Genomic DNA, 12,539 nt, shown 5'->3' with positions numbered 1-12,539 from the left:
AAATATCTTACAATACAAATATTAACACTTTTCTAATAATTTATCTAGCTCTATCCCTACTAATTTGGCAAATTTTTCATCATTTTGTAGTAAAAAGATAGATTTTGCCCGATTAATATACTCCGTACCTATATCTATCTCACCAATTTTGATGTAACTTTCGCCCGATTGGAAGTAAAATTCCCCAAATAAATAAAGTATCTCATTATTAATGCAATAATTAATCCCTAAATTACTATATTTCAACGAGTCCTCATAATTATTCATTGCTGCTAATGTTTGTGATAGCCCATACAAAATCCGCAATTTCACTTTCGGATCCAGTATATGCGGAAGCGAATCCAAATTATCTAACGCATCCTCAAACATATTAGAGGCAAATATGAAGTCCTTTTCTTCAAGCTTAATAATCGCTAAGCTCGTAAGAATTTCAATTTCGTTCTCTGTCAGTCTACTTCTATCAGGGTTCGTTAAATCGATTGCCTGATAAAGGAGTTTTACCGCATCATCCTCATTTTGGTGTAAATAATACTCACAAATCCCCTCATGCCAAAGCATAAATTGCATAGAAATCCGCTGCTTAAATAAAGGGTTGTCCCTCTCTTGTTCAATAATCCCATAAATCGCTTGATAATCGCGTTCGCGTTTATACTTCTTAATTAATAAAAAAACAGCCGTAACATAATTGAAGGTACTTGATGATGCATAGTCAATGAAATGGCTGACTTCTACATTCAACCGTTCAGCCAATTCATATAACTGATCTAATGTTGGATACTTCTTGCCTTTTTCATATTCGATGATTTCTTCTGACGAACAAATTCCTTCTGCTAAATCCTCAATTGATAGTTTTTTAAATTGCCGAAGATCGCTGAGAATTTCTCCAAAACTTACTGGTGCAAGGCTCATAAACATACCTCCTTTTCCTTTTATAATAAGTAAATTTTGTATATTTATCAATAATTTTAAATGTTCAGATATAGGTAAAATTAAGTATTTTTTCGATTTTTTTTATTAAGTATGAAATTATATTGCGGTGGATAAACTGTTAGTCGGGTAAGAATACCAAAAAAAGGTCAATAAATCGACATTATTTCCTAGCGTTTTTTTGTTATAATACTGTCAGTAAGAAAATGGTGTAAAAAACCTATTGAACCATTATATCTTGCAAATATAAAAAGAATAGGTGAAGAAAATGGAAGAAAAGAATAACTATCGCGTATTGTTATACTACATGTACGTACCAATTGAAAACGGAGAAGAGTTCGCGATTGAACACAAAGCATTTTGTAACGAACTAGGATTAAAAGGCCGTATTTTGATTGCAGATGAAGGAATTAATGGGACTTGTTCAGGTACTGTAGAACAAACAGACCGCTACATCGAGCATATGAAAGCAGACCCACGTTTTGCTGATATGATTTTCAAAATCGATGAAGTAGATGAACATGCGTTTCCAAAAATGAAAGTACGTTATCGTCCAGAGCTAGTTACTCTTCGATTAGAAGACGATATCAATCCAAATCAATTAACAGGTAAACATTTAAGCGCGAAAGAATTCTACGAGAGCTTAAATGATGAAAATACAGTTGTTTTAGACGCAAGAAATGATTATGAATATGATCTAGGTCACTTCCGTGGTGCCATTCGCCCAGATATTACAAACTTCCGCGACCTCCCTCAATGGGTAAGAGATAATAAAGAATTGTTAGGCGAGAAGAAAATTGTCACTTATTGTACTGGTGGTATTCGTTGTGAAAAATTCTCTGGCTGGTTACTTCAAGAAGGCTTTAAAGATGTAGGACAACTGAATGGCGGTATCGTCACTTACGGAAAAGATCCCGAAGTCCAAGGCGATCTATGGGATGGCCAATTATATGTATTCGATGAAAGAATCGCAGTACCCGTCAACCGCAAAGAACATGTAGTTGTAGGGAAGGATTACTATTCTGGTGAGCCATGTGAACGTTACGTCAACTGTGCCAACCCAGAATGTAACAAAAAAATCCTTTGTTCTGAGGAAAATGAACACAAACATTTACGTAGCTGTTCCGAAGAATGCCGCTCACACCCACGCAACCGCTACATTGCAGAGCACGGGTTAACTGAAGAAGAAGTTAAAGAAAGATTAGCAGTATTATCATAAATAGTGGAAACCCCCGCAGGCTTTGGTCTGTGGGGGTTTTTTGGTGTGATTTGGTCTTACTAGATGAATGTTTGAAAGATGCAATCAACCCATTTTGTGTGGAGAGGTGGGCATGATAGTCTTCGAGGACGTACTAGCCTTGTACGGAAAAGTTTTTTATGCTGAGTATTTATGTTCGTAGAGTATCCGAACGTATTAGTATCATGAAAATAAGATCACAATTGACCATTAGTAGGCAATTAATACTGTACATGATAGATAAAACTCAGTGAGATGTGTTGGCAAAACGGAAAAACGAACATACTGGAGGTGGAAACCAGTGAGATGTGTTGGTAAAACGGAAAAACGAACATACTGATGCTGGAAACCAGTGAGATGTGTTGGTAAAACGGAAAAACGAACATACTGATGCTGGAAACCAATGAGATGTGTTGGTAAAACGAAAAAACGAACATACTGGAGGTGGAACTCAGTGAGATGTGTTGGTAAAACGGAAAAACGAACATACTGAAGCTGGAAACCAATGAGGTGTGTTGGTAAAACGAAAAAACGAACATACTGGAGGTGGAACTCAGTGAGATGTGTTGGTAAAACGGAAAAACGAACATACTGGAGGTGGAACTCAGTGAGATGTGTTGGTAAAACGGAAAAACGAACATACTGAAGCTGGAAACCAATGAGGTGTGTTGGTAAAACGAAAAAACGAACATACTGGAGGTGGAACTCAGTGAGATGTGTTGGTAAAACGGAAAAACGAACATACTGGAGGTGGAAACCAGTGAGATGTGTTGGTAAAACGAAAAAACGAACACACTAGAGCTGGAAACCAGTGAGATGTGTTGGTAAAACGGAAAAACGAACATACTGATGCTGGAAACCAATGAGATGTGTTGGTAAAACGGAAAAACGAACATACTGGAGGTGGAACTCAGTGAGATGTGTTGGTAAAACGGAAAAACGAACATACTGAAGCTGGAAACCAATGAGGTGTGTTGGTAAAACGAAAAAACGAACATACTGAAGCTGAAACTCAGTGAGATGTGTTAGTAAATCCAAAAAACGAACATAAAAGTGCTAAAGATCAACAAGATGAGTTTAAAAGGCTACACATTATCAATTTTACCTATTTTATGAGCTGAATTTTACTTCAATATGAATAAGTTATTTATCTGTTTTTATATAGTGGGTAGATTTACCTTTTCCTGTTCTCTCAAAGTTATTATAAAGGATTTTCTTTATGGCATTTGCACTAACCTCCCCACCAACCCATTCAAAAATACTTGCCGTAGTTACCTTGCGTTCCGGAAATAGAGTCATATAATCCTGAATATTACACAGGACAATATTGTTCACCGAGGTTGGGTGATGACATCCCGAGCAGGAGAAAATCATTTTATGTGTTCTGTTCATCTTCCCTCCACAAACCCCGCAAAATAGCCCCTTCACCATCTGATCAAAGTGATATTGAGGTTTATGGAGCAAATGGATACCGTTTTTGTGATTAGTTAGTAAGGTATCAATAATGTTTGTGTGCATCCGTGGGGGTGAAAAGGTTTGTTGTTTGAGACCATCCAAGAATTCAGGGATTTGCCCTGGAAGAATGAGTTGTTCTTGATGAGAGGCACCATAGAGGATAAAGGTAGGATGGACGAAAATAAGGTAATAGTCAAACGGTATGTTAAGTTGGTGCTTTTTTAAGAATTGATGGAATAAGGGTTCGGCACGTTTGATCTGGTTGAGGGGATTCTTCATTTCTTTGTGAGAGGGGCTATACCACTTATCTCCATCTATTGTAAAATTCCCTTTGAAGTTTTTTACTTCAAAAAGTACTAGTTTGTTTTGGAGAATACAGAGGGCATCAATTTGAATAGAAGATTGGTTCACTTCAAATTGAAGGTCGTATAGAATCGGGATGTTCTCGGGGAGTTCATTCAAATAGGTGGCCCAATTCTTCTCACCATTATAGCCCTTTTGTAAAGATTGTAGATAGTACGCAGATTCTGGAGGTAATTCGGTGCGAGTGTGGATTGCTCGATAAAAACGGAGAGTAGTCGAAGCTTCGAGTGGTTTATAAACAGTCAAAAACATCATCCTTTCTTTTCCAAAATTATAAACGATAAGAATGCCACTGTCATTCCTTTTCATCAGTAAGTCCAGTCCTTCATATGTTATAAAAGGACATGCAAACGTATACAGCCTCAGAACTGCCAATTATTTTAAATCCACCAGGACCAGTACGTGGTTACCGATTTGTGAATTGGTCTAATACTGCGGGGCAGGTGGTAACGGTTATTCCAGCAGGGACAAAGGGGATCTTATTCTCTATGCAAGGTGGGCTCCAGCTAGTGATATGTTATAATCCACTTCTGATGTTCGATTGAAAACAACATCATTCCAGTGCTAAAATAAATCATCGCTAAAATCAGACGAAACAGGAGATAGAATAAAAAATGTATCATGCAGAAACGTGGAATGAGAAAATTAAGCTATTTTTGCAAGTGCTATGGCCGATTATGGTGACGCAAATAGGGCTATATGCAATGAATTTAACGGATACGATGATGTCTGGCCGCGTTGGAACGGATGATTTGGCTGGAGTGGCAATTGGGTCCAACATATGGATGCCGGTATTTACAGGGATCAATGGGATTATGCTTGCTATAACTCCTATTGTGTCGCATTTACTAGGACAAGGTAAAAAGGAGAAAATATCCTATAGTGTGACACAAGCGTTATACTTAGCTGCTATTATTGCTGTTATTATACTTTTAATCGGTATTTTTTTCTTGGAGCCGATTTTAAGTTTAATGAGCTTGGCTCCAAATGTTGAATATATTGCTTTTCATTATTTACTTGGCTTATCAATCGGGATTGTGCCGTTATTTTTATACAATGTGCTAAGGAACTTCTTTGATGCACAAGGATTCACACAAATCACGATGATTATTACCATATTAGCGGTACCAATAAATATATTCTTGAACTACTGCTTAGTGTTTGGTCATTTTGGTTTTCCAAGGCTCGGCGGAATTGGTGCAGGTTATACAACGGGCTTTACGTATTGGTTCATTCTAATCATTAGTATATTGATCAGTTTTAAAATCGAAAAAATTAGAAACTACAAAATTGGGAAAGTTTGGTTTAAACCATCAATAAAAGCATGGAGAGAACAATTATCCATTGGAATCCCAATAGGATTAACAATTTTCTTTGAATCTAGTATTTTTGCGGTTGTGACCCTTTTAGTTGGTATGATGTTTTCAACGATTACAGTAGCAGCCAACCAAGTGGCGTTTAGTTTCACTTCCTTATTATTTATGATCCCTCTTAGTCTATCAATGGCGATGACAATTATGATCGGGTACTCTGTTGGGGGCAGACGTTTAGACAATGCAAAAAAATACAGTTTGCTTGGTGTTTTAGGTGGAATGGCATTTATGGGCTTTGCTTCTATCTTCTTGTTGTTCTTCAAAGAACAAATTGCCGCCATCTATTCGAATGATCCAGAAGTGATTTTACTTGCGGCTAACTTTTTTGTGATTGCTATTTTTTATCAGATTTCAGATGCTGCTCAAGCGGGGTTACAAGGTGTCTTACGAGGCTATAAAGATGTGAAAATACCATTTATCATTGCTTTTATTTCCTATTGGGTGATTGGTATTCCAGTTGGCTATAGTTTAGCTGCCTTTACAAAGCTTGAGGCATACGGTTTTTGGATTGGTATTTCCGTAGGGCTAACTGCAGCGGCAATCGGTTTCTACATTCGTTTGAAAAGCATTCATCATAAGGAAAAGGAAAAACAAGTAGGAATATCCGAGCTGTCATAAAGGCTCGGATTTTTTTGTTCATAAAATGTTCGCATGAAACCGTTGTTCTATATATGGTATGAAAGTGACCGTAGTGTTAAAATGGTTGATGAGGGGGAGAGACATGAAAAAGGTAGTCTATTTATTTGTGGCCATTACGGTTTTAGCCATTCTTAGTGCATGCAATAAAGAGGTTGATCCAGAACAACGGTTATCTCAATATATAGAATATTGGAATAAAGAGGAGTTCGCAAAAATGTATGGCATGCTCTCAAAAGAGGCAAAGGAATCAGTTAGTGAAGAAGACTTTGTCAGTCGCTATGAAAAAGTATATACAGATTTAGGCATTGCTAACTTAGACATTTCACATAAAAAATCAGAGAAAGAACAAGATACAGATCAGCAATCATTACAACTACCATTTTCGGCAAAAATGGATAGTTTAGCAGGAGAGATTGCCTTTGATCACCAAGCAACATTAGTGAAAGAAGAGAGAGACGAAGAGGAAAATTGGTATATTGAATGGGATACGACTTATATTTTCCCTGAACTTGGCCCGAATGATGAAATTACATACAACACAGTGAAGGCAAAACGGGGAGAAATTGTCGATCGTTCAGGCGATCCACTTGCTTTCAATGGGACGATTTTAGAAATCGGCATTGTCCCAGAACAAATGGACTCTGAAGATGAAACGGTTAAGCAAGTGGCAAAATTACTTGAGATCTCAGAGAACTCTGTTAAGGATAAACTAGGCGCGAGTTGGGTGCAGGCAAATCAATTTGTGCCAATCAAGAAAATTGCGACGGATCAAGAAGAACTATTAAATAACTTGATGAGCATACCAGGTGTATTAAAAAAGGATATTGAAGGTCGAGTATACCCTGGCGGCGAGGCGGCCTCACACTTAATTGGTAATGTCGCTCAAGTGACGGCTGACGACTTGGAGGAACACGAAGGAAAAGGATATGGCAGTAATGATGTCATCGGACGCCGCGGCTTAGAGAAAGTATATGAGGAAAAGCTGCGTGGTTCAAATGGTGTCTTAATAGGGATTAAGAAAGAGGACGGTTCAGAGGTAGTAGTGGCCGAAACACCAGTAGAAAATGGTAGCAACGTTCAGTTAACCATTGACCTCACATTACAAGAGGACTTGTATAAAGAACTGGATCATAAGCCAGGCACTGCGGCCGCCATTGACCCTGTTACTGGTGAAACATTGGCCCTTGTCTCTAGTCCAGGGTTCGATCCGAATCAAGCAACACTTGGATACTCTGCCTCTCAATTAGAAGAGCTAGAAGAGAGTGGTGATAATCCATTCTTGAATCGTTTTCAACACACGTATGCACCAGGTTCCGTGATTAAACCAATAACAGGTGCGCTTGCATTAAAAGAAGGAGCCATTAAACCTGAAGATACAATAGAAGTGAAGGGCCTGCAGTGGCCGGATGATAATCGCTGGGGTGATTACCGAATCACAAGGGTAAGCGATCCTGGAAAGCCAGTCAATTTCGATTTGGCGATGATGTATTCGGATAATATTTACTTTGCAAGGGCAGCATTAGAGCTAGGAAAAGACAAATTAACTGCTGGATTAAAAGAATTTGGCTTTACAGAGGATATTCCCTTTGCCTATCCACTCGAATCTTCTACAATCGGCGAGCTGGATAAAGAAACATTAATTGCCGATTCCGGTTATGGGCAAGGACATGTTGAAATGAGCATCCTTCACTTGGCTACTTCTTATACACCTTTTATCAATAATGGGTCAATGATTAAACCGATCTTGCTCCTGAATGAGGAAGAAAAGAGCCAAGTATGGAAGGAAAATATAATTGATGAAGCTACCGTTAAAACTGTAGCTGAATCGATGAATAAAGTAGTGAACGAACCAGGCGGTACAGCACGTACGGCACGTATTGAAGGCTACCCGCTAGCAGGGAAAACGGGGACGGCGGAACTGAAACAGACCGCTGATGAAGAGGGTAAAGAAAACGGTTGGTTTGTTGCCTATAACCCGGATGACCCTCATCTCCTTATCTCAATGATGGTTGAAGGTGTCGAAGAACAAGGTGGCAGTAAAATCGTCATCGAAAAAGTGAAAGATACATTTGAGAAAAACAAAGATCGTTTCTAATAAAGAATAAATACTGAAGGCTGGGACTAAATAGTTCCAGCCTTTTATTATTTTTAGATGCTTGATGTAATAACATGAGGGTGTAGTGGTAAGGAAGAGGAGTGCTGCGTTGAGGGTGGTTTGAGTGGAAACGTACAAAAATCGGAGTGAGTATGAAAAGATGGTGGGAAACGCCGAGAAGTGTACCAAAAATCGGGGTGAGCATGAGAATATGGTAGGGAAAGTCGAGAAGCGTACCAAAAATCGGAGAGAGCGTGAAAAGATGGTAGGAAACGCCGAGGAACGTATCAAAAACCGGAGATAGCATGAAAAGATGGTAGGATTCGTCCAGAAACGTACCAAAATCCGGAGAGAGCATAAAAATATGGTAGGGAACGTCGAGAAACGTACCAAAAACCGGAGTAAGCATGAGAATATGGTAGGAAACGTCGAGAAACGTACCAAAAATCGGAGAGAGCATGAAAAGATGGTAGGAAACGCCGAGAAACGTACCAAAAATCGGAGTGAGTCGAAAAAGATGGTAGGAAACGCCGAGAAGCGTACCAAAAATCGGAGAGAGCATAAAAAGATGGTAGGAAACGCCGAGATGTGTACCAAAAACCGGAGAGAGTATGAAAAGATGGTAGGAAACGCCGAGAAACGTACCAAAAACCGGAGTAAGCCGAAAAATATGGTAGGAAACGCCGAGAAACGTATCAAAAACCGGAGATAGCATGAAAAGATGGTAGGATTCGTTCAGAAACGTACCAAAAATCGGAGTGAGTCGAAAAATATGGTAGGAAACGTCGAGAAACGTACCAAAAATCAGAGTGAGCAAGAAAAAATGGTAGGATAACGGGGATAGTCGCCACAACAGAGCTTATCCCTATGGCTACCAACCCGACCCACGATTCTCCTTTCTTGAGGGGTTACCTTTCAAAAATTTCTATCACCCCTATAACCATCCCCAACCGATCAAACCTCCGGAAGAGATAAGCAGCACATGACATGACCTACATCGCAAATCAACGCTCAAACATTAACTGACGTCTCCCCCGCAATGGCTTATCAAACAAGCTTAGTCTGGTGATGGGGAGAGCAACCCAGCCTAGTCAACTTTCGACAAAAACCTCATTTATTCTCAAGGGATGATGTCGAAAAATATTCTATCGTAAGTATCTATACAAGCTCATCTATTCGTTATATGATACATCTGTATTGAAAGGAATATATTTCTAAAAATAGAGAGAATAGGGGAATTGGGAATGAAAAAAGCTATCCATCTACTTTTATCCATGATGCTCGTTTTTTCTTTCATCCCTGCATCCGTCCTAGCGGAGACAGAGAGTACGGAGGAAACACCGACATCACCAGAAACAACTGATGTGGAACAACCATTAGATATTCAATTGCAAAATCCAGAATATATTGATGGACAAGTGAAACTGAAATGGCGAGTGAAATATGAAGAATCTGCAAACGGGAATGCAGAATTGTTCACCCTCGTTAAAAACGGAGAACGTTCGGTTCTTGCCAGCCAACCAGAAATGAGTCAAGAACAAACTGGGGAAGATGGCGTTTATCGTATATATGAATTGATTGATTCTGAGGTGAAACCTGGAGATACAGTGACTTATGCGATTGCGCAAGGTAAGGCGCAAAGTAACGAAACAACGTTAACGGTTGAAATGCCGGTTGTAGAAGAGGAAGCTAGCGAAGAGTCACCAAAAGAAGATGAAACAGTTGTTGAGGAAGAAGAACAAGTTGCGGATGAAGAAGCAGCAGTAAAAGATGAACCTGTCCCTACCATAAATATTGTTGCTCATAAGATAACTGATACAACAGCTGACATTTCGTGGAGTTTAGTGGATGTTGATGAATTTAGATTATACGTTGATGGCCATTTAAAAGAAGTCGTTTCACCAAATAAAACCACTTATGCATTAACGAAATTAGCCCCTGCTACTACATATAAAGTGAAAGTAGAAGGTGTTCAAAAAGGTAGTGTAGTTTCTTTTGCAGAGGTAGAAATATCAACATCGGCAGTGCCGACAGGAGACGTTATTCCATTCGAGGATAAAGCACTTGAGCAAGCAATTAAAGATGAATTAGGTTTAAAGCGCGCTATTTATCAAGCTGACTTAGACCGTTTAACCAGTCTATCAATCTCGAATTTATGGGTAACATCTATTGAAGGGTTACAATTTGCGACAAATTTAGAAACATTGCATCTCGGTTATAATGACATTGCTGATTTAACACCAATCAAAGCATTAACAAAGTTAAAAGACCTTGATGTCACAGGATTAGCTATTACAGATACAAGTATTTTTAGTACAAGTTTAGTGGAATTAAATATCTCTCATACTTCCCTAGCCAACCTGGACTTTCTTAAAAAATTAACGAATCTTCAAACAGTTTATGCTTATGGTCTGCCTTGGATTGGTGAAAATGCTGCGGCACAAGCTGTACTGAAAGATTTAACTGCAAAAGGCGTAACCGTGTACAGCAATGAAGCAGATGATGTAAATATGATGGTAGAGCGTGGATTTGTCAATGAATCAAGTATCCAAGTGTATTGGAGTTTCTGGCCTGAAGCCAATATCAATTTGTACCCAGATCATTATATTGTTTCTATTGATGGGAAAGAAACGAAAGTATCTGGTTTAGAAGAACATGTATTTAAGAATTTAAAGGCAGATACAACCTATAATATCGTTATTAAGGCTTACGACGGTAAACAATTAATTGGTCGGGCAACAATGGATGTGAAAACGGCAAAATTACCTGAAGGAAAAAAAGTGTCGATTAAGGATAAAGGGTTAAGAGACATGATTAAGATGACTCTTGGCATTAGCCGTGACATATTTGAAAGTGATATGAAAAATTTAACTTCACTGTATGTTGATTATGAAGGTGTTCGGAATTTAGCTGGGCTAGAGCTGGCTACAAACCTTGAAGAGCTATCGATAACAGGGAACCCAGTCAGTGATCTAACAGCGATTAAAGGCTTGAGTAAGTTATCGGTATTATATATCGATGACACGAAAGTGAAAGATTTAAAACCATTGTCGGGCTTAACAAACTTGAATATGCTTGTTGCTTCCTACAATCCTGGACTAGATTTATCACCAATACAAGGTTTACCTAACTTACAATCGCTTTCAGCAGATAGCAATGGATATAAAAAGCTCCCTGCTTTGCCAAGTAGCTTAATCGAATTATCACTATATGATAATGAACTAACAAGTCTTAAAGGAATTGAAAAAGCAACCAATCTGCAATACTTAATCGTATCGGATAATCCAATTAGTGATTTCAAATCACTAGCGAAATTACAGTTGTTATTTTTACTTGCAGATTATACAAATATGACGAATCTTGATTGGTTAAATTCTGAGAATGCCCATGTTTTACAAGGTCTCATTATTTCGGGTAATGCTATTACTGACATTACGCCACTTAAGAATGGTAATAATCTATTATTCTTAGCAATGGATGAAACAGCTATTACGGATATTTCGCCATTACTAGATTTACCTTACTTAGCTGTTGTCTCTTTCATCTCGGTCCCAACGCTTGACATTTCGGAAGGATCGAAAGCGATGGAAGTGATTAAAGAATTAAGAATGCGCGGTGTGGAAGTTTTCTATGAAGAAGAAATGGGGAACTTAAGCTTTACCTCTTTAACAGCGACACATGATTCGATCTATGCAGAATGGGAATATAATGGAGAAGAAGAAGTAGCAGCTTATGAATTGTATATAGATGGTGAATCAGTAGATACAGTATCAGGAACAGAATCTAGTTACGTATTTACTGGACTGTCTCCGGGAACGCCGTATGAAGTTGCTATTGCAGCACTAAATGCGGATGGAGAAGAAATTGAAATTTATTTCGATTATGTATTCACGATTAGTGAAGATCTTTACTTCACAAAAGTAGAAGCAACAGAAGACTCTATTGAAACAGAATGGATATACGATGGTGAAGGAGCAGTCTATGAATATGAAATCTCTCTAAATGGAGAAGAGTATGAAATCGTGGATGCAGATACACTCTCGCATATTTGGACAGAACTTGAAAAAGATACAACATATACTATTGAATTGATGGCCTATGACGAAGAATATGAAATCCTTGGCTATACTTATGCAGAAGCAACAACAGTAGATGAAGACGGAACGGGCGAGGGCAACACCCCTCCTCCACCAACGAAAAAACCAGACCCAGGCAATGGCAATAAAAAACCAACTGATGGTAAAACACCAGCAGATGTCATCAAAGGGAAAAAAGAACAAATGAAATCTGGCGCCAAACCAGAGGAGAAAACAGGTAAGTCTCTACCAAATACGTCAACCAACAGCTATAACTATTTAGCAATGGGTATGACAATCTTACTAGCAGGTACCATCATGTTATTCCTTGCAAGGAAAAAACAGCCGTCAGTGAAATGATGAACAAAGAGTGA

8 protein-coding genes are annotated in these 12,539 nt (G+C 38.6%); 5 read left to right on the top strand and 3 right to left on the bottom strand.

All coding sequences use genetic code 11. From position 1 onward, the window contains the following. Positions 1–21: 21 nt before the first annotated feature. Positions 22–909 carry a helix-turn-helix domain-containing protein gene (locus LCM23_RS09300; RefSeq protein WP_224936710.1) on the bottom strand — a complete coding sequence of 296 codons (888 nt, stop codon included), beginning with the start codon at positions 907–909 and terminating at the stop codon, positions 22–24. A 286-nt stretch (positions 910–1,195) separates the two neighbouring features. Here LCM23_RS09300 and trhO point away from each other — a divergent pair, with 286 nt between their 5' ends. Further along, the gene (trhO, locus tag LCM23_RS09295; protein WP_224936709.1) at positions 1,196–2,146 is read left to right on the top strand and encodes an oxygen-dependent tRNA uridine(34) hydroxylase TrhO; all 951 of its coding nucleotides are present in this window, start codon (positions 1,196–1,198) and stop codon (positions 2,144–2,146) included. A gap of 1,161 nt (positions 2,147–3,307) precedes the next feature. Here trhO and LCM23_RS09290 read toward each other — a convergent pair. Next, entirely contained in the window at positions 3,308–4,228 is a 921-nt protein-coding gene (locus LCM23_RS09290; RefSeq protein WP_224936708.1) for a nuclease-related domain-containing protein, read from the bottom strand. Between the two features lie 98 nt (positions 4,229–4,326). Between LCM23_RS09290 and LCM23_RS09285 the strand changes: the two genes are divergently transcribed. The 3 genes from LCM23_RS09285 (at position 4,327) to LCM23_RS09275 (ending at position 8,089) form a co-directional block, all read left to right on the top strand. After that, the gene (locus tag LCM23_RS09285; protein ID WP_224936707.1) at positions 4,327–4,527 is read left to right on the top strand and encodes a hypothetical protein; all 201 of its coding nucleotides are present in this window, start codon (positions 4,327–4,329) and stop codon (positions 4,525–4,527) included. A 69-nt stretch (positions 4,528–4,596) separates the two neighbouring features. After that, complete coding sequence (locus LCM23_RS09280; protein WP_224936706.1) at positions 4,597–5,973, top strand: MATE family efflux transporter; 1,377 nt, start codon at positions 4,597–4,599, stop codon at positions 5,971–5,973. Positions 5,974–6,076: 103 nt separating this feature from the next. Beyond that, positions 6,077–8,089 (top strand): penicillin-binding transpeptidase domain-containing protein, encoded by a 2,013-nt coding sequence (locus tag LCM23_RS09275; RefSeq protein ID WP_224936705.1) that lies wholly within the window; start codon positions 6,077–6,079, stop codon positions 8,087–8,089. On the opposite strand, the gene LCM23_RS09270 is transcribed toward LCM23_RS09275, so the two are convergent. Next, the gene (locus LCM23_RS09270; RefSeq protein ID WP_224936704.1) at positions 8,040–8,942 is read right to left on the bottom strand and encodes a hypothetical protein; all 903 of its coding nucleotides are present in this window, start codon (positions 8,940–8,942) and stop codon (positions 8,040–8,042) included. The two genes, LCM23_RS09275 and LCM23_RS09270, sit on opposite strands and share 50 nt — an antisense overlap. Positions 8,943–9,333: 391 nt before the next feature. Between LCM23_RS09270 and LCM23_RS09265 the strand changes: the two genes are divergently transcribed. Beyond that, on the top strand, positions 9,334–12,525 hold the full coding sequence (locus LCM23_RS09265) for a leucine-rich repeat domain-containing protein (RefSeq protein WP_224936703.1): 3,192 nt from the start codon (positions 9,334–9,336) through the stop codon (positions 12,523–12,525). The last annotated feature ends 14 nt before the right edge of the window (positions 12,526–12,539 follow it).

This window comes from Cytobacillus kochii, from assembly GCF_020171845.1.
In the GTDB taxonomy this organism is placed as follows: domain Bacteria; phylum Bacillota; class Bacilli; order Bacillales; family Cytobacillaceae; genus Cytobacillus; species Cytobacillus kochii.
This window is presented reverse-complemented; position numbering and strand designations above follow the sequence as displayed.

Excerpts from the sequence above, each read along its gene's own strand:
- LCM23_RS09300 (WP_224936710.1), bottom strand. The coding sequence starts at position 909 with ATGAGCCTTGCACCAGTAAGTTTTGGAGAAATTCTCAGCGATCTTCGG.
- trhO (WP_224936709.1), top strand. The coding sequence starts at position 1,196 with ATGGAAGAAAAGAATAACTATCGCGTATTGTTATACTACATGTACGTA.
- LCM23_RS09285 (WP_224936707.1), top strand. The coding sequence starts at position 4,327 with ATGCAAACGTATACAGCCTCAGAACTGCCAATTATTTTAAATCCACCA.
- LCM23_RS09280 (WP_224936706.1), top strand. The coding sequence starts at position 4,597 with ATGTATCATGCAGAAACGTGGAATGAGAAAATTAAGCTATTTTTGCAA.
- LCM23_RS09275 (WP_224936705.1), top strand. The coding sequence starts at position 6,077 with ATGAAAAAGGTAGTCTATTTATTTGTGGCCATTACGGTTTTAGCCATT.
- LCM23_RS09265 (WP_224936703.1), top strand. The coding sequence starts at position 9,334 with ATGAAAAAAGCTATCCATCTACTTTTATCCATGATGCTCGTTTTTTCT.